The 20,674-nt window shown below is 39.9% G+C and carries 17 protein-coding genes and 1 pseudogene; 15 read left to right on the top strand and 3 right to left on the bottom strand.

Going from position 1 to position 20,674, the window contains the following annotated elements:
• Positions 1–7 precede the first annotated feature (7 nt).
• Genes FTU67_RS09310 through FTU67_RS09300 form a run of 3 tightly spaced genes read right to left on the bottom strand, consistent with a single transcriptional unit; the run spans position 8 to position 3,743 of the window.
• Positions 8–2,194 carry a polysaccharide biosynthesis tyrosine autokinase gene (locus tag FTU67_RS09310; RefSeq protein ID WP_180061673.1) on the bottom strand — a complete coding sequence of 729 codons (2,187 nt, stop codon included), beginning with the start codon at positions 2,192–2,194 and terminating at the stop codon, positions 8–10.
• Between the two features lie 17 nt (positions 2,195–2,211).
• Positions 2,212–2,640 (bottom strand): low molecular weight protein-tyrosine-phosphatase, encoded by a 429-nt coding sequence (locus tag FTU67_RS09305; protein WP_004814137.1) that lies wholly within the window; start codon positions 2,638–2,640, stop codon positions 2,212–2,214.
• Positions 2,640–3,743: a polysaccharide biosynthesis/export family protein gene (locus FTU67_RS09300; protein WP_180061672.1), complete on the bottom strand. Its 1,104-nt coding sequence runs from the start codon at positions 3,741–3,743 to the stop codon at positions 2,640–2,642. The genes FTU67_RS09305 and FTU67_RS09300 overlap by 1 nt, the downstream gene beginning before the upstream one ends.
• A gap of 317 nt (positions 3,744–4,060) precedes the next feature.
• Between FTU67_RS09300 and FTU67_RS14255 the strand changes: the two are divergent.
• The 15 genes and pseudogenes from FTU67_RS14255 to galE form a co-directional block, all read left to right on the top strand.
• Positions 4,061–4,238: pseudogene (locus FTU67_RS14255) on the top strand (Vi polysaccharide biosynthesis UDP-N-acetylglucosamine C-6 dehydrogenase TviB); the annotation flags it as partial.
• Positions 4,239–4,378: 140 nt separating this feature from the next.
• Positions 4,379–5,896, top strand: a complete 1,518-nt coding sequence (locus tag FTU67_RS09295; RefSeq protein WP_180061671.1) for a hypothetical protein — start codon at positions 4,379–4,381, stop codon at positions 5,894–5,896.
• The gene (locus FTU67_RS09290; protein WP_180061670.1) at positions 5,893–7,224 is read left to right on the top strand and encodes a Coenzyme F420 hydrogenase/dehydrogenase, beta subunit C-terminal domain; all 1,332 of its coding nucleotides are present in this window, start codon (positions 5,893–5,895) and stop codon (positions 7,222–7,224) included. Before FTU67_RS09295 ends, FTU67_RS09290 begins: the two co-directional genes overlap by 4 nt.
• Positions 7,225–8,301 (top strand): polysaccharide pyruvyl transferase family protein, encoded by a 1,077-nt coding sequence (locus FTU67_RS09285; protein ID WP_180061669.1) that lies wholly within the window; start codon positions 7,225–7,227, stop codon positions 8,299–8,301. It begins immediately after the preceding gene.
• A gap of 1 nt (position 8,302) precedes the next feature.
• The gene (locus FTU67_RS09280) at positions 8,303–9,172 is read left to right on the top strand and encodes a glycosyltransferase family 2 protein (protein WP_180061668.1); all 870 of its coding nucleotides are present in this window, start codon (positions 8,303–8,305) and stop codon (positions 9,170–9,172) included.
• The gene (locus FTU67_RS09275; protein ID WP_180061667.1) at positions 9,153–10,160 is read left to right on the top strand and encodes an EpsG family protein; all 1,008 of its coding nucleotides are present in this window, start codon (positions 9,153–9,155) and stop codon (positions 10,158–10,160) included. The genes FTU67_RS09280 and FTU67_RS09275 overlap by 20 nt, the downstream gene beginning before the upstream one ends.
• 2 nt (positions 10,161–10,162) lie before the next feature.
• Positions 10,163–11,290, top strand: coding sequence for a glycosyltransferase family 4 protein (locus tag FTU67_RS09270; RefSeq protein ID WP_180061666.1), 1,128 nt, complete (start codon positions 10,163–10,165; stop codon positions 11,288–11,290).
• On the top strand, positions 11,291–11,890 hold the full coding sequence (locus FTU67_RS09265; protein ID WP_180061665.1) for a sugar transferase: 600 nt from the start codon (positions 11,291–11,293) through the stop codon (positions 11,888–11,890).
• Complete coding sequence (locus FTU67_RS09260; RefSeq protein ID WP_180061664.1) at positions 11,883–12,548, top strand: acetyltransferase; 666 nt, start codon at positions 11,883–11,885, stop codon at positions 12,546–12,548. Before FTU67_RS09265 ends, FTU67_RS09260 begins: the two co-directional genes overlap by 8 nt.
• Before the next feature lie 40 nt (positions 12,549–12,588).
• Positions 12,589–13,758 carry a DegT/DnrJ/EryC1/StrS aminotransferase family protein gene (locus tag FTU67_RS09255; protein ID WP_180061663.1) on the top strand — a complete coding sequence of 390 codons (1,170 nt, stop codon included), beginning with the start codon at positions 12,589–12,591 and terminating at the stop codon, positions 13,756–13,758.
• 140 nt (positions 13,759–13,898) lie between these two features.
• Complete coding sequence (locus FTU67_RS09250) at positions 13,899–15,773, top strand: nucleoside-diphosphate sugar epimerase/dehydratase (protein ID WP_180061662.1); 1,875 nt, start codon at positions 13,899–13,901, stop codon at positions 15,771–15,773.
• A 24-nt stretch (positions 15,774–15,797) separates the two neighbouring features.
• Positions 15,798–16,673: a UTP--glucose-1-phosphate uridylyltransferase GalU gene (galU, locus tag FTU67_RS09245; protein WP_180061661.1), complete on the top strand. Its 876-nt coding sequence runs from the start codon at positions 15,798–15,800 to the stop codon at positions 16,671–16,673.
• Between the two features lie 18 nt (positions 16,674–16,691).
• Positions 16,692–17,948, top strand: coding sequence for a nucleotide sugar dehydrogenase (locus FTU67_RS09240; protein ID WP_180061660.1), 1,257 nt, complete (start codon positions 16,692–16,694; stop codon positions 17,946–17,948).
• Positions 17,948–19,612, top strand: coding sequence for a glucose-6-phosphate isomerase (gene pgi, locus FTU67_RS09235; RefSeq protein WP_180061659.1), 1,665 nt, complete (start codon positions 17,948–17,950; stop codon positions 19,610–19,612). The genes FTU67_RS09240 and pgi overlap by 1 nt, the downstream gene beginning before the upstream one ends.
• On the top strand, positions 19,605–20,621 hold the full coding sequence (gene galE, locus FTU67_RS09230) for a UDP-glucose 4-epimerase GalE (protein ID WP_180061658.1): 1,017 nt from the start codon (positions 19,605–19,607) through the stop codon (positions 20,619–20,621). The genes pgi and galE overlap by 8 nt, the downstream gene beginning before the upstream one ends.
• The last annotated feature ends 53 nt before the right edge of the window (positions 20,622–20,674 follow it).

Here is a 20,674-nt window from a genome sequence, read left to right as displayed (position 1 = left end):
TGCAAAATTAGTCATTATCCTTATTGGCTTTATAGGCATAGGAATAGTTATAGCCATAACCATAGCCTGCGCTGGAGCGCTGAATATCATTCAGGATAATACCATTGACTTTCACGCCTGCCTGTTCAAAACGGTTGATGGTCAATTCAAGCTCTTTCATTTGTGTCTTGGCATAGCGTGCAATCACCAGATTTACCCCGGCATGCTGGGAAATAATAATCCCGTCTGTGACGGCCAGAATAGGTGGGGTATCAATCAAGATATGATCATACTGTTCTGATAGCTGATTCAGCATGGCACTAAATTGTGTGGTACTGAGCAGTTCAGATGGGTTGGCTGGACTCTTACCACGGGCAATCACATCTAGACCAGATACTTCCGTAGCTTTAATGACCTGGCTTAACTCGGTCTGACCATTTAAGTAGTCTGCCAGACCCGGTTGGTTTGCATGATTAAAGTACTTATGCAAATAACCGCGGCGCAAGTCCGCATCAATAATCAGTACCCGTTTCTGGCTTTGCGCCAGAATGGTGGCCAGGTTGGTTGAAATAAAGGACTTGCCGACTTCCGGTGCTGGACCAGAAATCATAATAATATTGTTCTTGGCGCTGCTTAAGGCAAAATGAATGGCAGTACGCATACTGCGTAGGCTTTCAATGGCAATATCATCACTATTTTTAACCGCAAGAATAGGAATATTCTTTTTCTTCTTCAGCAGTTTAATCCGGCTTTCCTGTACAGGCGAACGCGGCACAGTGGCATACACCGGTAAGTCCAGTTCATTTTCAATTTGGGTAGAATCCTTAACACCACTACGCAGCATATTACGTAATAAGGCCAGCAGTGTTCCGAGGAAACCACCCAGGAAAACTGATAAAATGAGAATCTGTAATTTCTTTGGCTTAATCGGTTCAATCGGTTCTACCGCGGTATCGACAATACGCACATTGCCAATTTCACCGGCTTTGGCAATACGTAACTGCTGATAAGAATTAAGCAGGCCGGTATACAGCTGCTGTTTCACTTCCACTTCGCGGAACAGTTGCAGGTACTGACGTTGCAATTCTGGTAAGCGTCTTAATGTTCCATCTAGCTCATTAATCTTTTTATTAATGGCCGATAATTGGGCATTCATTTGCTGCATAATTGGGTGTTCAGCCGTATATTTAGCTGAGGCTTCAGCCACTTTTTGTTCCAGCTCGGCTTTTTGAGTTTCCAGGGTCACGCTTTGGGTCAGATACAGCTCTGACTCCTTGGTGACATCGACCGTATTGTACTGCTGGCGGAAACGGTTAAATTCACGTTCAGCGACATCGAGTTGTTGTTTCAGTTCCGGTAGCTGATCTTCCAGGAATTTTAAGGTTTGTGCGGTTTCAGCCGAGCGACGTTCAATATTCTGTTGACTATAGGCCGCTAAAATGGCATTGAGCACCTGGGTAATATGCTGCTTGTCGGTACCCTGGTAGTTGAGGCCCAGCACACCAGTCAGTTTGCCTTTTTCGGCCACCGAATAATCAGCGAGCAAGCTACGAACGGCTGCAGGCAGGCTTTGCTTCTGGATCAGGTAAGTACTATCAAAGCTGTCCTGACTATAAATACCGACTTTCCATAGGCCATACTCAGACTGTAACTGGCTGGTCTGGTTCAGTGGTGCGGAAAAGACCACCTGTTCTGTGGCTGAATCCGTTAAACGGTATTGACCTTCGGCAAAACTAAGCAGCAGATTTTTATCGCGGTAGTAATCTGGAATCTCAAAGCTGCGTACATCAAAGCTTTTCTGGTTGTCTTTAAACAGCACGGATTTGCCCGAATATTCACTGTCATATTCATGCTTATTCAGTAAGCGGCTCCAGAAACTGTCTTCTGTACCATGAATGCGAATATTTAAATTCAGGCGATCAATGACGGTACCAAGTACCAGACGCGATTTCAGAATCTCAATTTCGGCCTGAGCCGGTGATTTCTGCTCAATCATATTGGACAAATCGCCCAATAAGGCGGCAGATGCTCCTTTATTTTCTTCGACCTGAACCAGCGCATCAACCTGATAGGTGTCTGGTGTGGTTCTTAAATAAAGTAAGGCACAGACCAAACTTAAAATGACACAGAGAGCAATCAGTTTCCACTGGGCAATTAAGGAGAAAAACAATTCCTTCAGGTCAATGGTATCTTCTGTATTGGTATTTTGGCTCATAGTCTTTTGTTCGAAAGTTAAATATATTTTTTCCAGTCTGCAATGCAGGCCTGAATCAGCTGGCAGGTTTCATCAAATACTGCCTGATCATGCTGGTAAGGATCGGCCACATTTTTACTTTGCCAGTGGCCGAGCCTAAAGGTTTTACCTTTGGCAAAGGGCCAGGTCTGTTCCACATGTTTTTGCTGGTTCTGACTCATCACTAAAATCAGGTCGGCTTTCTTGACCAGCTCGGCATTCAGCTTGCGGGCTACATGCGGGCTCATATCAATCCCTAAGCGCTGCATGCACAGACTGGCTTTGTCATCGGCTGCATGACCGACCAGCCCGGAAATACCGGCAGACTCAATCTGTAAATGCGGAAATTCCTGTTTTAAAAAGTATTCCGCCATCGGGCTACGGCAAATATTACCAATACAGACCACCAGAATATTGTTAATTTTCATTAGTTCCCCAAACGGTCTAAATTATATAAAGCATTTGAGAATGGAATAATCTGGTTAACCACACGTTGCCAGCGCGCAAGGCCCGATGCATCGACATAGACAATATCATTACTGCGCATTTTAAACTGATTAGCCAGACCAAAGTCGGCAATACTGCTTAAGTCCAGATGATAGACTTCGGTTTGTGCACCACTTGGCTGACTGCGTAACACATAAATTTTACTACGGCTGGCCGACAATGGATTTAAGCCCAGACTTTCACCGAGTACATCACTCAGGCTCATGCCCTGATCACGCATAGGCAAGGACTGGTTTTTACCCGATTCCCCCATGACATAGATTTTCTGGTTTTCGCGGCTGTTCACATACAGCGTGTCATTCGGTTGAATCAGCAGATTATGTAAAGAGAAACCGGCTTGTTCCAGTTCAATACTGTTTAAATGATAGGTCTGCCCCTGACGCACCAAGGTAATAGAAGCATTATTGCCTTGCTGGGCATTGACACCACCGGCCAGACCTAAAGCGGTATAGACACTGGTTGGCTGGTCACTTAAATAGAACTGCCCACCTTTCATTACATTACCTTGTACCGAGTAACGCTGGCCCTGATAAGACAGAACCCGCGCTACTACATCAGGCGTTTTTAAATAACGCGATAACTGACTGCGCAGCTCACGGTTTACCTGACTTAAAGATTTACCGGCAGCTTTATAGCGACCAATAATCGGGAATTGAATATAGCCACTTTGGTCAATCTGATAACCATTGGCCTGTATAGCCTGTTCATTGCTAATCGTATTGGTAGGTGGGGTAATTTCTGGGTAGGCCCATAAATAGATCGACAGAATGTCACCTGGACTAAGGTTATAGTTGCGATGTGACTGGGTAAACAGGTGAGCATAATCTTGCTGAATATTTTGTACGGCCGGTTGCAAACCGAGTACAGTATCTTGAGTGAGTCGGACCACATTCACCGAAGTCCCCAAGTCTGTTTGATAGACCCCTTCTGCCGGTAAGTCGTAGGTCTGTAAGCCGGAGGTGACCGCACACCCGCTTGCTGTCACCAAAAAAGACAGTAGAATTATAGATTTAAATTGTCTCACACGTATTCCCGTTCTCGATTTTTCTAAAATCATAAAAAATAAAAAATAGTTTACCGAAGTTATTTTAAGGGTATATAACAAATTGTAAGTAGATTGCGAAAGTATACGCAAGCATAGCCAGAAAAATGAGGCAAAAAGTATCTAAATTGTGAGATACCGCAAAATTATAGAAAGCTCATTTGCAAAAAACAGACACAAAAGGAAGCATTTTGGATTTTTTGGCTAAAAATCATAACAGAACATTCATAATTTTCTGCTAACATTCCCGCCGAAAGATTTACTCTTCATAAGTATACGTAGATAAATAAGGCGTTAAAATGCTAAAGCTCTCTGACCTGAAAATTGTTGTCACTGGTTTGGGTTATGTCGGTTTACCCCTAGCAGTTGAGTTTGGAAGCAGTTGCCTGTTGTGGGTTTTGATATTCAGCAAAACGTATACCAGAGTTACAATATGGTGCGAATGTTTTCGCAGTTGCAGATGATCAGATTAAGCAGATGACAGTGGGAGACATCTAAACTTTGGGAAAATTAAGCATGTTATATTGGATTTAAATTTTGAGCTTCATCAGTCTAAAAGCTTCATTAGCAGTATAACTACTAGATTATAATGTAATTGTGTAAATAGAGAAATATCAGTGAAAAACAATAGCTTAATTGTCAAAAATTCAATTTTTTTAGCAATACGCACTATTGTGATAACAGCTGTTAGTTTGTACTCGATACGGGAGCTTTTATCTATATTAGGTGTTGAAGAGTATGGGCTGTTCAATCTCGTATTTGGAGTCGCTATACTTTTTTCATTTATTAATGGAGCAATGGTTTCATCTACACAACGGTATTTAGCATATTATATTGGAAAGAAAGATGAGCGGATGCTAAATACTGTTTGGGAAAATAGCCTTATTTTGCATTTAAGCATTGCAGTACTAATAGCGATTTCTCTTTTTTTGTTGAAAAATAAAGTAATTGAGGGTTTTTTGGTTGTAGACTTAAAATATTTGAAATCAGCTTACTTTATTTACTACTGTTCTATTTTTGTGGTCTTTATATCAATTATACAAGCACCATTTAATTCATTAATTCTTGCTCAAGAAAAAATGTCTTTTTTTGCATTTTTTTCTTTGTTAGATGCTGTAACTAAGCTGGTTATAATATATCTATTATACTTACTTGAAGATTCTATTTTAGAAAAATATTCTTTAATGTATTTGGTTTCAGTTATAGCCTTGTTTTTGATTTATTATGTTTATTGTTCTAAAAAATTCAATAAAGGGTTGAGTTTACAAAAAGTAGATTTAAAGCTGTTAAAGGAAATAGCTATTTATTCATCTTGGAATATATTTGGGAATTTTGCTTTTATGGCAAAAACGCAGGGTGTCAATGTTTTGTTAAATATTTTTGTAGGTGTTGTTGCTAATTCTGCCTATGCTATTACTGCTAATTTGAGCTCGGCTGTAAGTAGTTTAATTAACTCTGTTGTGACAGCAATAAACCCACAAATTTATAAAAGTTACGCACAAGAAGATTATGAGCGTAATATAATGCTAATAAACTCTGCCTCTAAATTTAGCTTTTTTTTAGCGTTTATGGTTGTGTTACCTATTTTATTTAATACTAAATACTTGTTAGAGCTTTGGTTAAATCAATTGCCAATATTTTTAGTAGATTTTGTTCAGTTGGCTCTTATTGTTTTATTGGTAGATTGTCTTTCTGGTTCATTAATGACGGGGATACAAGCAACAGGAAAAGTTAGAGCTTATCAAGTTGTGGTGAGTATAGCTGTATTTTTAAATTTACCTCTTAGTTATGTGTTATTACAATTTGGATATGAACCTGTTGTTATTTATTGGGTTGCTTTAGTAATGGCTTTTTTAAGTTTAGGGTTGAGGTTATATTTTATTAGTAGTTTGACTGAATTTAGTGTTTCTTTATATTTAAAATCAGTTATTTTAAGGTCTTTCTTGGTGGTGATTAGTTCAACTTCATTAATATACTTTTTGTTGGGTGGGTTGGGGTTAAGTGATTCTTTTTTATCATTCATATTAGTATCATTTCTCGTAGTTATAAGTGTTCTTTTTAGTATTATTGTATTTGGTTTAGGGTCTTCAGAAAGATTGTTTGTTTTTTCTAAAATTAGTGGTTATGTAAAATGAATATAGAATCTATAGTTAAAAATAATTTATGTACTGGTTGTGGTGCTTGTATTTCTGAAGATGAGTATAAGCAGGCCAAAATGATTTGGGATGAAAATGGTTTTTTGGTTCCAAAGTTAGGGGTTAATTCTACTCAAGAAAAAATGATATCAGTTTGTCCATTTGCTCCAGAGCAAAAAAATGAAGATGAACTAGGGGAATTATTTTTAAAAGATCGTACTAAAAACTATAATAGTAAACTTGGTTATTACACTAATTTGTATGCAGGATATGCTAAGCAGTTTAGAGAAACCTCTTCTTCTGGTGGTATAGCAACATATGTGTTTAAAAGATTATTAGAAGAAAAAATTGTAGATCACTTATTTATCGTTAAAGAAAAAAATGGTGAATATTCTTATCAATTTTTTTCGAACTTTCAAGATATTACAAAAATTTCAAAAACCCGTTATGTGCCAGTAACAATGGTAGAATTATTTGAGAAAATTTCTACTACAGATGGAAAAGTTGCTGTATCGGGGGTAGCTTGCTTTGTGAAGGCAATTCGTTTAAAGCAATATTATTATCCTGAATTAAAAGAGAAAATACCATTCGTTGTAGGAATAATTTGTGGAGGACTAAAGAGTAAATATTATACAGATTTTTTAGCACAATCGGCAGGTTGTTTTTCAGATTATCAAAATGCAGAATACCGAGTAAAAAATAAAGAAAGTTTTGCTTTAGATTATAAGTTTTCTTGTGTAGAGAAAAATACTAATAAAATACATATGGTAGAAATGAAAACATTGGGTGATATGTGGGGTACAGGACTGTTTAAATCAAATGCTTGTGATTTTTGTGATGATGTTGTAACAGAATTAGCAGATATATCATTAGGGGATGCATGGATAGATCCTTATTATAAAAGTGGCTTGGGAGATAGTATTGTTATAACTAGAAGTTTACTTGCAGATAAAATTATTAAATCTGGTCTAGTTGAGTGTGATTTAGTATTAGATGAACTACTAGAGAGTAAGGTGTTACAGTCGCAACAGGGTAGTTTTAATCATAGACATAATGGTCTAAAAGTTAGAGTGGAATTAGCTAGTAGTAATGAAAAGTTATTTCCTAAAAAACGAAATAAATTTTTAATTGATCAAGGTTTTCTACTCAATCAAATTCAGGTTTTAAGAGCTAAAACTAGAAGTAATAGTTTATCTTTTTGGAAAGCTACACAAAATGTTAGTTTGTTTAATAAGCAGATGAAAAGTAGCCTAGTTAAATTAAAAATTTATACCTTTATTAATAGGTATTTAGCTAAATATTCTACAAAAAAGGGGGTTAAAAAATAAATGAAAAATGTTGCAATATTAACTTTAGGCCTCAGACATAATTATGGCGGAATTCTACAGGCTGCCGCACTATATAATTTTTTAGAAAGAGAGGGTTACAACCCAGTTTTGTTAAGAAAGTACCAGATTCAGAAAGGTTGGAAAGCTATTATTATTAAAGCTCTAGAGATATTGCCTTTTCAGAACCTAAAGGGGTTTAGAAACTCTTATATTAAATATATTAATAATATACAATTTTTTGATGAGTATATGCCTAACCAAACAAAAATCATGATTTATAAGTCTCAAATAGAAGACTTTCTAAATAAACATGAAATAGATGCGATTGTTGTTGGGAGTGATCAGGTTTGGCGTTATACTTATATCAATGATACTGAATATGACACTTATTTTTTAAATTTTAAATTAAATCGAGAAATAAAAAAAATTTCTTATGCAGCTTCTTTTGGAATAGATACTTGGGAAGCTCCTAGCGAAAGTCTTAATATAAAAAAATATTTATCAAACTTTAATGCTGTATCGGTACGAGAAAGTAGTGGGCAGGAAATTTGTAAAAAAGATTTTGATAGACAGGATGCTGAATTGGTTTTAGATCCAACATTGCTTATAGACCAGTCTTTTTATTTAGATATGATTAAGAACAAGTCACCTGAAAATTATGATTGTATTACATATATACTTGATGAAAATTCTGAAAAAAAAGAGTTAGTTAAAAAAATTAACGTTGAGTGTCAACATAAAAGTGTATTTAATTTATTGACTAAAAACTCTAAGCTTTCTGTACAAGATTGGGTTGCATCTTTTAAATCATCAGACTTTATTATAACAGACTCATTTCATGGAATGGTTTTTTCTATTATTTTTAATAAACAGTTTGTTGTTTTGATAAATAAAGATAGAGGGTCTGATAGGTTTTTCTCACTTTGCCATCTTTTAGGATTGCAGGATAGGTTATATGATCCAACATTAGGGTTAACTTTTGACCTTAAAGCTATTGATTATTCAGACGTTAATAAAAAATTAGAAAGTCTGAGGAAAAGTTCAAAAAAATACTTATTAGATGCTTTAGGGGAATAGAATGTTTTCTGTTGTTATTCCACTTTATAACAAAGCTTATGGCATAGAACGGGCTATAAAATCTGTAATAGATCAGAGCGGTGACTTTGTTTATGAAGTAATAATTGTAAATGATGGCTCTACTGACGGTTCTGAGCAGATAGCTGAGAAATTTATTAATGAGCATATTACAATTATTCATCAAGAAAATGCAGGTGTTTCTATAGCGAGAAATATTGGTATTAAAAATAGTAAATATGAGTTTATATGTTTTCTTGATGCTGATGACTGGTGGGAGGCGGATTATTTTTCTACTTTACATAACCTTATAGATACTTACCCTAATGAGAAATTTTTTCTTATGGGATTCCAGAAAGTTAGCGCATTAGGTAATAAGATAGTAAGTTTAAGTAAGCAGACCAAAGTTTTTGAAAAGTTTGGTAATAGTCTTTTAAATACTCGTGCACTTGTTACACCAAGTATAGCTGTAAAAAAAGATGTACTATTTGAAGCAGGTTTGTTTCCTGAAGGTGTTTCAATTAGTGAGGATTTAATGCTTTGGTCTAAAATAATTGGTAACTATAAAGTAGTTTATACACCAAAAATTGTCTCTAATATTTACTATGAAGAAGATGATTCTAGAGCTAACAGAGGGTTAAAAGTTCCTTATGTATTAGAATATTATGCTGAATCAAAGGCTTCTACAAAATATATTAAAGGTTTTTTGAAATATATCTATGTAGCACATTTATATCAGAGTGTTAAAGTTGGAGACTTAGAAAGCTGGAAAAGACGTTGGGCTATTGGATTCAAAATTTTTCCATTTGTTAGCTGTATGCTGTTTTTTAGTATAATATTTTTTGGTATTAAGAATGTTTTTAAATATAAATAAGCTTTATTCCTATCTATCTTTTATTATTATTTCTTTTATTATTGCACTAGTGGTTGCGAATAGAGATTTAAGTATTGTTGCAGACTCACTGAATTATGCTAATAATTTTTTCTATAAGGATAGCTTGGATTTTAGATATGAATATTTATTCGATATTTTAACTTTTTTAGTAAGACTCTTTACTGATAATTATCTTATTTATTTTTTCATTCTTAATTTCATTCTTAATTTTTTTATATTTAAAAGTTTAAACTTAATTTCTAAATCATTCGATTTTAATAGGGTTTATTTTTTAATATTTTCTTTTTGTGTTTTTATACTTTCATCTTGGTATTATGTTGCATCCTCTAATGGGGTAAGGCAGGGATTAGCCCTAGCCTTAGCTTATTATTCTTTATTTTATTATGTTTTTCATGAAAATAAATTAAAATCATTTATCTTTTTTATTATGTCTTGCTTTTTTCACTATTCAAATTTCTTATTAATTCCTTTTTTAATATTTCTAAAAATTAAATTAAATTACTTATTCTTTATTGTTAATTTGTTTGGATTATTTTATTTCTTGGGTGTAAATGAGGTATTGGTTAAAAGTCTATCGGTTACTTTAGGTTCTCCTTTGTATGACTCTATAAAATATTATGCAGAGGATGGAAATTATTCCTATCGTTATGGATTCCAGGGGGATCTTTTTATTTATACTTTGGGCTTTATTTATTTATATTTTTTTATAAGTAAGAAGGTTTTTAAAGATAATTTTCTTTTTGAAAAAATAGTAAAAATATATTATATATGTACCTTGCCTTATTTCTTTTTCGGTTTTGCTGCTTTTTCAAATAGATATGGCTTGATAGCATGGTTTTTCGGTATATTTATTAATTGCTTAATTGTATACTTTTTATTCAAGAGAGGAGGAAAGGAGTTTTTTAAACTAGGTTTAGTTTCAACCTTTTTTCTTGCCCTACTTTTTTTTTATTATAGATATTTTTAAATATGAAAGTTGTTCTTATTGGTACAGTAGCTAGTAGTTTTTTAGGTTTCAGATTAGATCTAATTAAAAAATTATTAGATAAAGGATATAAAGTTTTTGCTTTCACTTCAGAATATTCTGCTAGTGAGCTGAAGAAAATAGAAAAACTTGGAGTCATACCTGTTACCTATTCTTTAAATAGGGGGGGATTTAATCCATTCGCAGATATGATTGCAACATATCAACTCTCAAAAAAAATTAAAGCAATTAATCCGGATTTAGTATTTTCTTATTTTTCAAAACCTGTCATTTTTGGTACTTTAGCAGCCAAATTAGCTAAAGCTCCGCGTGTTGTTGGTATGCTCGAAGGTTTAGGCTATACATTTACAGAGCAGCCAGAAGGCTTAAGTAAAAAAACTCAGCTCATAAAAAAGATACAGGTTTTTTTGTATAAAATAGCTTTACCACAACTTAATCAGCTTATCTTTTTGAATCCTGACGATCCAAAAGACTTATTACAAAAATATGGAATTAAAGTAAAGAAGGTAGAAGTTTTGGGTGGAATAGGTTTAAATTTAGAAAATTACAAATATTCTAAAAATTTTAATTCTGATATATCCTTTATTTTTGTTGCAAGATTATTGGCTGAAAAAGGAATTCATGATTATATTAAAGCCGCTAAAATTGTAAAATCCAAATATCCTAATATTAAATTTACTGTATTAGGGGCAATTGATAAATCAGCTTTAGGCAGTCTTAAAGAGGAAGAGTTACAAGACTTAATACAAACTAATATTATTGAATATCCCGGATATGTTAATAATGTTGCTGATTGGATAGAGCAAGCGAGTGTATTTGTATTACCCTCATATTACCGTGAAGGCGTACCACGAAGTACTCAAGAAGCAATGGCTATGGGGCGACCTGTTATTACAACAGATGTGCCAGGTTGTAGAGAAACTGTAGTTGATGGCGTTAATGGCTTTTTAGTTCCTAAATGGAATCCTAACGCGTTGGCAGAAAAGATGATTTACTTTATTGAGCATCCTGAAGAAATTAGTACTATGGGTGCAGAAAGCCATAAAATAGCAGTTGAAAAGTTCGATGCAGAGAAAGTTAATCAAAGATTAATGAAAATTTTAGGTATTTAAATGTTAAAACGTGTACTTGATATCGTTATTGCTTCTGTAGCTTTGGTTTTACTTTCTCCTTTATATTTCTATGTGGCTTATAGAGTACGCAAGAATTTAGGTTCACCTGTACTATTTCGGCAAGTACGTCCAGGTTTGCATGGTAAACCTTTTGAAATGATTAAGTTTCGTACCATGACTGATGAGCGTGATGCAGAGGGTAATTTGTTACCAAATGAACAGCGACTACCAAAATTTGGAAAGATGTTACGTGCGACTAGCTTGGACGAAATGCCTGAGCTGTGGAATGTGATCAAAGGTGATATGAGTATTGTCGGTCCACGTCCACTCCTTATGGATTACTTGCCTTTATACAATAAAGAACAAGCCAAGCGTCATAATGTACGACCAGGCATGACAGGATATGCCCAGGTGAATGGGCGAAATTCAATTAGCTGGGAAGAAAAATTTAAACTGGATACATGGTATGTCGAAAATCAGTCAATCTGGCTTGATTTTAAAATTATGTTTCAAACAGTAAAAAAAGTTTTGGTTAAAGAAGGTATTAATCAATCTGAGGAAGTGACCATGACTCGTTTTACTGGAAACAAAGATGAATAGTAATAAAATATTGTATGCTATTTATGGGGCCAGTGGCTTTGGCCGTGGTGTTATGCCTTTAGCTAGAAAACAATTGAGTCATCTAGCTGCACAAGATTATGAACTTGTATTTATTGATGATGGCGAAAACAGAGCCTTTATCAATGGTCATAAAGTATATAACTTTGAGGAATTTACAAATTTACCTGCTCAGGAAAAATATGTTGCTATTGCAATAGCCAATAGTAAAATCCGAGAAAAACTTGTCTTAAAGCTCGATTTAGTAGGCATTAAAGCTTGGTCTGTTTATGCAGATACAATGATTATGATGGATGAGGTAAATATCGGTGAAGGGGCTGTTTTATGCAACCACGTTCACTTTACCTCAAATATTCAAATTGGTAAGTATTTTCATGCCAATTATTTTAGTTATGTCGCGCATGACTGTGTAATTGGTGACTATGTCACATTTGCCCCGGGGGTAAAATGTAACGGCAATATTCATATTGAAGACCATGCCTATATTGGTACAGGTGCAGTCATTAAGCAGGGTACCCCAGAACAACCGCTAGTTATTGGTAAAGGAGCTGTGGTGGGTATGGGAGCTGTTGTCACAAAAAGCGTACCACCCGGTGTAACTGTTATTGGCAACCCAGCGCGTATACTTGAAAAGAAGTAGTTTTTAATATTTAAAGAATCAGATTATTCCAGGATAAACCATGCTAAATACTGCCTTTGAACCATGGCCAAGCTTTACTCAACAGGAAGCAGATGCCGTATCTCAAGTATTGCTCTCGAACAAAGTGAATTACTGGACCGGGCAGGAGTGTCGCGAATTTGAAAAAGAGTTTGCCCGCTTTGCAGGAACTCAATATGCAGTGGCACTGGCCAATGGTACAGTTGCACTGGATGTGGCCTTAAAAGCCCTGAATATTGGTGCAGGTGATGATGTCATTGTCACCTCACGGACCTTTTTGGCATCTGCCAGCTCGATTGTGACGGCCGGGGCCAATCCGGTGTTTGCCGATGTAGAACTCGACTCACAAAATATTTCTGCCCGTACCATAGAAGCAGTACTGACCCCAAACACCAAAGCGATTATTTGCGTGCATTTGGCGGGCTGGATGTGTGATATGGACCCGATTATGCAACTGGCGCAGGACAAAGGCCTGTATGTCATTGAAGATTGTGCACAGGCACATGGCGCCATGTACAAAGGCAAGCCTGCCGGTTCAATTGGTCATATTGGTGCTTGGTCATTCTGTCAGGACAAAATTATGACCACCGGTGGCGAAGGTGGCATGGTCACCACCAATGATGAACAGCTCTGGAAAAAAATGTGGTCGTATAAAGACCATGGTAAAAATTACGACAGCATTTATAACAAACAGCATCCACCAGGGTTTCGCTGGTTACACGACTCTTTTGGCACCAACTGGCGCATGATGGAAATGCAAGCCGTGATTGGTCGACTGCAGTTGCAGCGCATGCCAGAATGGACGCAAAAACGCACTGAATATGCCCAACGTATTTTGAAGGTATTTCAGGACAGTCCTTATTTTAGTGTGCATTATCCAGACAGTGATTATGTCCACGCCAACTATAAGTGCTATGTACAGGTCAACACAGCGCAGTTGCCAGAAGGTTGGTCACGTGACCGGATTATGGCCGAAATCAATGCACTGGGCGTGCCTTGCTTTAGTGGTTCCTGTTCAGAAGTGTATTTAGAACATGCATTTGATGGTACACCATGGCGACCTGCACAGCGTCTAGCCAATGCCCAGCAGCTGGGTGAAAGCAGCCTGATGTTCTTGGTGCATCCAACCTTATCGGAAGATAATATTCGCACAACCGAACAGGCAATTGCCCAGGTGATTCAGCGTATCTAATTCAAGATACGCTACAATAATGTTATATAAAAAATGCATCAACTGATGCATTTTACAAACTAAGTTTAATTTGCAGTTTAATCATTCCAATATTAACAATTGAACTGAGCTGTACTATTCCTATTGAGAAGACACATCAAGTGAAATCCGTCATCCTACCTCTCGTCGAATCCCCTCGTGCTGCCAAACTGGCTTTTCTGGTCATTTTGGATTTCTGTGTATTCCCAGTCCTAATCTGGCTGTGTTATGCCATTCGTCAGTTTGACCTTGGTGCAGAGGTGGTGCCGAATATTCCGTTTGGTTCACTGTGGGTCAGTGCAATTGCGGTTATCCTGCTGTTTGTGTTCGGGGTGTATCGCTTTATTGTACGTACCTACAATGAAGTATTTATGGTCAAACTGGGCCTGGCGACTTTCCTGGCGGTGGCGGGACTCTATGCCTTGGCCTATTTAACAGATGCTTTTATTCCAACTTCTATTCCACTGATGTTCGGCTTTATGATGTTCGCCTGGGTGTGGTTTAGCCGTGGGATCATCCGTTTTATTGTCCGTTCTTATGTGCAGGCGGGTATCCCAAAAAAACGCATCGCGATTTATGGTGCAGGCAATGCTGGTCAGCAGGTGGCTGCGACCTTAAACCGCTCTAATGAACATTTACCCATTTTCTTTATTGATGATAATCCATCTTTAAGCGGACAGAATATTGGCGGGATTGATGTCTATTTGCCGGAAACAGCACTTAAATGTTTTGCCAAATTGCGGATTGATGAAATTTTAATTGCCCTACCCTCTGTGGGGCGTAGCCGTAAAAGTGAAATTGTCAAATTTCTGGAACCTGCCCATTTAAAAATTACTGAAATTCCGGGGCTGACCAAACTGGTGGATGGTGAAATCCGCGTCTCCGATATTCAGGAAGTTGATATTATTGACTTGCTGGGTCGTGATCCGGTGCCGCCGGTGGCAGAGCTGCTGGAAAAAAATATTAAAGATAAAGTGGTGATGGTTACAGGTGCTGGTGGTTCAATTGGTTCCGAATTATGCCGCCAGATTATTAAAAACCAGCCGCAGAAACTGGTGATTTATGAGCTGACTGAATTTGCTTTGTATAGCATTGATAAAGAACTGCGATTGGCATCCACTGTTGAAATTATCCCAGTTCTGGGTACGGTTCTGGATCAGGCCAAACTGGAACGGATTATTGAACAATATGCGGTGCAGACGGTCTATCATGCGGCGGCCTATAAGCATGTACCGCTGGTAGAATGTAACCCGATTGCTGGTCTGAAAAATAATGCAATTGGTACCGCTTTTAGCCTGAATGCTGCGGTGAAAAATGGCGTCGAAACTTTTGTGCTGATTTCAACCGACAAAGCGGTGCGTCCGACCAATGTCATGGGTGCATCAAAACGTATGGCCGAGTTGTACTGTCAGGCCATGGCGGAAGCGCAGGACCAGACCCAAATCAGTATTGTGCGTTTTGGGAACGTGCTTGGTTCATCGGGGTCTGTGGTGCCATTATTTAAACAGCAGATTGCCAAGGGCGGCCCGATTACTGTGACCCATCCGGATGTGACCCGTTTCTTTATGACTATTCCCGAAGCTTCACAGCTGGTGATTCAAGCCGGTGCCTTGGGTCATGGTGGCGATGTGTTCCTGCTGGATATGGGTGAGCCGGTACGAATTCAGGATTTGGCCCGTCAGATGATTGCCCTCAGCGGTCTGAAAGTCCGTGAAACTGACAGTCAGGACGGCGATATTGAAATCCGGTACTCCGGTTTACGTCCTGGTGAAAAACTTTACGAAGAATTACTGATTGATGCCGATAATACCGAAATGACGCAACACAGCCGGATTTTGCGTTCTTATGAAAAAATGTATCCTCTGGATGAGCTATTACAGGTGTTTGAGCGCTTCAATGAGTTAACCGCGGTGCAATCGGATATTGATTGGGCATTAAGCCAGCTGGAGCACTATGTTGATGGCTATCAACGTGGTAAAGAAGTTAAAGTGAATTAAAATATCGAGATTAGGTCAAAGCATATGATTAAGAAGGCGATTTTACCCGTTGCAGGTTTGGGTACCCGTTTTTTACCAGCCAGTAAATCTATTCCCAAAGAAATGGTGACGGTGGTCGATCGTCCAGCGATTGAATATGTGGTGCGTGAAGCGGTTGCTGCCGGTATTGAACAGATTATTCTGGTCACGCATTCTTCCAAAGCGTCAATTGAAAACTACTTTGACCGTAACTTTGAGCTGGAAACCACATTAGAGCAGAAGCAAAAGTGGGATCTGCTAAAAGAAATTACCGACATTTTACCGCCGCAGGTCAGCGTGGTTAGTGTGCGTCAGCCACAGCCGCTGGGCCTGGGTCATGCGGTGCTGTGTGCCAAAGATATTGTCGGTGATGAGGCTTTTGCCGTGTTACTGCCAGATGTACTGGTCAAAGATCAGGCAGAAAAAAATGATCTGGCTTTGATGATTGAACGTTTTAATGCCACACAGGCGGCGCAGATTATGGTCGAGGCCGTGCCGGAGCATCTGGTCGATCAGTATGGCATTGTGGATGTTGCCGCTGCACCTGCAGAAGGTCAGAGTGCGGCCATGCAGGGGATTGTCGAGAAACCGGCGGTCGGTAGCGCACCTTCTAATCTTTCCGTGATCGGGCGTTATGTATTGCCGGCCAAAATTATGCAGCTATTGGTCACCACACCAAAAGGGGCCGGGAATGAAATCCAGCTGACCGATGCCATTGCCGCATTACAGCAGCTGGAAACCGTCGAAGCCTACCGGATGAAAGGCCAGACCTTTGATTGTGGCAGCAAACTGGGTTACTTAAAGGCGGTCTTGCATTACGGGGTGGACCATCCAAGTTTAGGTACAGCATTTAAACAGTTGATTCAAGAGCTTAAAGACTAATACGGGGCAGAGGTCAGCATGAAAGTTGCAGTTTTTGGTCGAACGCTTTATGCCGGAGTGATGGCGGCGCTATTGGCAGAATGTGGACACAAGGTCTACTGGTGTGACATTTTCGGGCAAGATAGTCCGGAAGCGCCTGATTTTCAGGATGAGGCAGTTAATCGCCTGCTGCAGCAGCAACATGCCCAAGGCTTCCTGCATTACTGTAGCCTGAAAGAGCTGAGTCTGGAGATGGATGTTTATCTGTTTAGCCTGAATCCGGCAGAAGAGCCGCTGCTGATTGAATTGTTGCAGCAGCTCCAGCAGCGTCCGATCATTCATCCGAAACTGATGATCAATGCCTCGACCCTCGGTCTGCAGGGGACGACACATCTGAAACAGCTACTACCTGAAGATGACTGGGTATATTTGCCGGATATGAGCCAGGAAGGCAATGCGCTGGCCAGTATTACTCAAGCGGAACAGTTGACTGTGGGCTGTATGAACCCGCAGGTACAGAGTAAAGTGCAGGAGTTTTTACGCCCTTTATTCCCGCGCAAGCAGCAATACCTGTTTATGCCGGTGCTGGATGCGGAATTTACCAAGTTGAGTATTTCCGGCATGCTGGCAACCCGAATCAGTTATATCAATGACTTGGCTGTGGTGGCCGAAAAACTGGGTATTGATATTGAACATGTGCGTCAGGGCATGGCGGCTGATAGCCGGATTGGCGCGTCCTATATGTATCCGGGCGCCGGTTTTGGTGGGGAAAACTTCTCACATGATGTCCTGACCCTGGCCAATACCGTGTCAACCACCGGGGTCAAAAGTCAGCTTTTAGCCCAGGTCTGGGAGATTAATGAGCAGCAAAAAGAACTGCTGTTTCGCAAACTGTGGAACTATTATCAGGGTGATTTAAAAGGCAAAACCATTGCCATCTGGGGTGCAGCCTTTAAGGAAAATACTTCACGCGTGCACCATTCGCCGATTCACGCCATGCTCAAGGCACTCTGGGCGCAAGGGCTCACGGTTAAATTACACGATCCGCAGGCCTTGCCGGAAATTCAGGCATTGTATGGCGAACGCGATGACCTGATCTTGTGCCAGGACCAGTATGAAGCTGTTAAAGGCAGCCATGCGCTGTGCCTGTTAACCGCCTGGAAACATTACTGGAGTCCGGACTATAAAACTTTGCTCAACAGTATGCAGCATCCACTAATTTTAGATGGACGTAATATCTATGATCCGCAATTTGTCAAAGCGCAAGGCTTTGCCTATATGGGAGTAGGACGCTAATGAGCAGTTCAGCAGCGCTACATACGCGTGATTCACTGTTATTACAGTTACAGACTTTAAAAAATCAGTTTGAACAGCGCCATTTAACCGATTTATTTGCCCAGGATGCGCAGCGTTTCGAGCACTTCTCCGTACGTTTAAAATCGCTGGTTTTTGATTATAGCAAGCAGCGTATTGATGCCGAAGTACTGGCGCAGCTGATACACTTTGCTGAGGCACATGACTTATCGGGCTGGATCAACACCCTGTTTTCCACTGACCCGATTAACTATACCGAACAGCGTGCAGCGATGCATTGGGCGCTGCGTTTGCCGGAACAGGACAGTACTCATCCGGAACTGGCACAGCAGGTACAGACCCAGCTACAGCGCATGTATCAGCTGGTGGAAAAAATTCATGCCGGACAATGCCGCGGTGCCACTGGTGAAGTAATTCAGGATGTGGTCAATATCGGCGTCGGCGGTTCAGATTTGGGGCCTTTGATGGCGACTCAGGCGCTGTCCGATTTTAAACATCCAAGTGCCAAGCCGCTGAGCGTACATTTTGTTTCGACCATGGATGGCAGCCAGCTCTCGGATCTGCTGCATAAGCTGCGTCCGGAAACCACGCTATTTATTATTTCCTCTAAATCTTTTGGTACCATTGATACCTTATCCAATGCGCAAACCGTCCGTTTATGGCTGGAAAAAGCCTTGGGCAAACAGGCACGTGTATTACAGCATCATTTTGTTGGGGTATCGACCAAGCCCGATAAAATGACCGCATGGGGCATTGCGCCAGAAAACCAGTTCCTGCTGTGGGATTGGGTCGGTGGCCGTTATTCCCTCTGGTCCTGTATCGGCTTGCCAATTGCGCTAATTATTGGGGTGGAAGGTTTTAAAGCCTTTCTGGCGGGTGCCTATGCGGTGGATCAGCATTTCCAGACCGCACCCTTTGCACAGAATATTCCGGTGTTGATGGGTCTGCTCGGGATCTGGAACAATAATTTCCTGGATATTCAGACCCATGCAGTTTTGCCCTATGATGGCCGCTTAAAATATTTTGCTTCTTATCTGCAGCAGCTGGAAATGGAATCGAATGGTAAATCGATTCAGCGCAGTGGCGAAGCGGTTGAGCTGGATACCTGTCCGATTGTCTGGGGTGAAGTAGGACCGAATGCCCAGCATGCGTTTTATCAGCTGCTACATCAGGGCACACAGGCGGTCAGCTGTGACTTTATTGCACCGGTCAAACGCTACAATGCCAACCAGTTTACCTATGCCGAAAGTGCAGAGGCGCTGGTCGAACAGCACCATCTGGCGCTGTCTAACTGTCTGGCGCAATCGCGCTTACTGGCTTTTGGCAATCAGGCGCTAGATCAGGCCGAGCTGGCCAGTCTGCCACCGTATAAGCAATATGCCGGTAATCAGCCGAGTTCAACCTTCTTGATTCAGGAATTGAATCCGTATAGCTTGGGCATGCTGATTGCCTTGTATGAGCATAAGGTCTTTGTCCAGTCGGTAATCTGGAATATTAACCCCTTTGATCAGTGGGGCGTGGAAAAGGGCAAGGAAATTGCCAATCAGCTGTTGCCGATTTTAAATGGCCAGCAGCAGGATGTATCGGCACTGGACGCTTCGACACAGGGTTTATTACAAATTTTATTGGGAAAATCAGATGGCTAATATTCTGGTTACCGGTGGAGCCGGTTATATCGGTTCGCATACCTGTCTGGAGCTGCTCAATGCCGGGCACCAGGTGGTGGTGCTGGATAACCTGTCGAACAGTTCGGCAGAATCATTACAACGGGTACAAGCACTGACCCAGAAAAGTCTTCATTTTATTGAAGGGGATATTCGGGATGGTGCCGGTCTGGATCAGCTGTTCCAGCAGCACAAGATTGATGCGGTGATTCATTTTGCCGGCCTTAAAGCAGTGGGGGAAAGTCAGCACATTCCACTGGCTTATTTTGAGCATAATATTGCCGGGTCTATCAGCCTGGCGCAGGCAATGCAACGCGCAGGGGTGTTTAAACTGGTCTTTAGCTCGTCTGCGACAGTTTATGGGGAATATAATCCATCGCCTTATCAGGAAGATATGCCATTAAGTATGCCAAATAATAATTATGGCTATACCAAACTGGTGATCGAACAAATGTTGGAAAAACTGGCGATTGCAGATGAGCGCTGGTCGATTGCCTTATTACGTTATTTTAACCCGGTCGGCGCGCATAAAAGTGGTCAGATTGGCGAAGACCCGCAAGGGATTCCAAATAACCTGATGCCTTATGTGACCCAGGTGGCCGTGGGTCGTCGTGAAAAACTCTCTATTTTTGGCAATGACTATCCAACTCAGGATGGTACATGTGAGCGAGATTTTATTCATGTCGTCGACCTGGCACAGGCTCATGTTTTAGCTGTTGAGAATCGCCTGACTGAGTCTGGCTGCCGGGCCTGGAACATTGGGACCGGACAACCAATTTCAGTGCTGAAGATTAAAGAAACTTTTGAGGCTGTTAATGCTGTGCAAATTCCCTTTGAATTCGCAGCACGACGTGATGGAGATTTAGCCAGTTTCTATGCTGATTGCCAGCGTGCACAAACTGAGCTTGGTTGGCAGGCTAAATTGTCACTAGAAGATATGCTGGCTGATAGCTGGAACTGGCAAAAACAGAATCCCAATGGCTATCGTTAGTCACACCTTCATCCTAGTACAATAAAAAAATGGAGCATTTACGCTCCATTTTT

The organism is Acinetobacter sp. YH12132 (assembly GCF_013418645.1).
In the GTDB taxonomy this organism is placed as follows: Bacteria; Pseudomonadota; Gammaproteobacteria; order Pseudomonadales; family Moraxellaceae; genus Acinetobacter; species Acinetobacter indicus.
This window is presented reverse-complemented; position numbering and strand designations above follow the sequence as displayed.

Bases quoted from the DNA above. Each gene is read 5' to 3' on its own strand.
- FTU67_RS09310 (WP_180061673.1), bottom strand. From the start codon at position 2,194: ATGAGCCAAAATACCAATACAGAAGATACCATTGACCTGAAGGAATTG.
- FTU67_RS09305 (WP_004814137.1), bottom strand. From the start codon at position 2,640: ATGAAAATTAACAATATTCTGGTGGTCTGTATTGGTAATATTTGCCGT.
- FTU67_RS09290 (WP_180061670.1), top strand. From the start codon at position 5,893: ATGAATATAGAATCTATAGTTAAAAATAATTTATGTACTGGTTGTGGT.
- FTU67_RS09285 (WP_180061669.1), top strand. From the start codon at position 7,225: ATGAAAAATGTTGCAATATTAACTTTAGGCCTCAGACATAATTATGGC.
- FTU67_RS09280 (WP_180061668.1), top strand. From the start codon at position 8,303: ATGTTTTCTGTTGTTATTCCACTTTATAACAAAGCTTATGGCATAGAA.
- FTU67_RS09275 (WP_180061667.1), top strand. From the start codon at position 9,153: ATGTTTTTAAATATAAATAAGCTTTATTCCTATCTATCTTTTATTATT.
- FTU67_RS09270 (WP_180061666.1), top strand. From the start codon at position 10,163: ATGAAAGTTGTTCTTATTGGTACAGTAGCTAGTAGTTTTTTAGGTTTC.
- FTU67_RS09265 (WP_180061665.1), top strand. From the start codon at position 11,291: ATGTTAAAACGTGTACTTGATATCGTTATTGCTTCTGTAGCTTTGGTT.
- FTU67_RS09260 (WP_180061664.1), top strand. From the start codon at position 11,883: ATGAATAGTAATAAAATATTGTATGCTATTTATGGGGCCAGTGGCTTT.
- FTU67_RS09255 (WP_180061663.1), top strand. From the start codon at position 12,589: ATGCTAAATACTGCCTTTGAACCATGGCCAAGCTTTACTCAACAGGAA.
- galU (WP_180061661.1), top strand. From the start codon at position 15,798: ATGATTAAGAAGGCGATTTTACCCGTTGCAGGTTTGGGTACCCGTTTT.
- FTU67_RS09240 (WP_180061660.1), top strand. From the start codon at position 16,692: ATGAAAGTTGCAGTTTTTGGTCGAACGCTTTATGCCGGAGTGATGGCG.
- pgi (WP_180061659.1), top strand. From the start codon at position 17,948: ATGAGCAGTTCAGCAGCGCTACATACGCGTGATTCACTGTTATTACAG.
- galE (WP_180061658.1), top strand. From the start codon at position 19,605: ATGGCTAATATTCTGGTTACCGGTGGAGCCGGTTATATCGGTTCGCAT.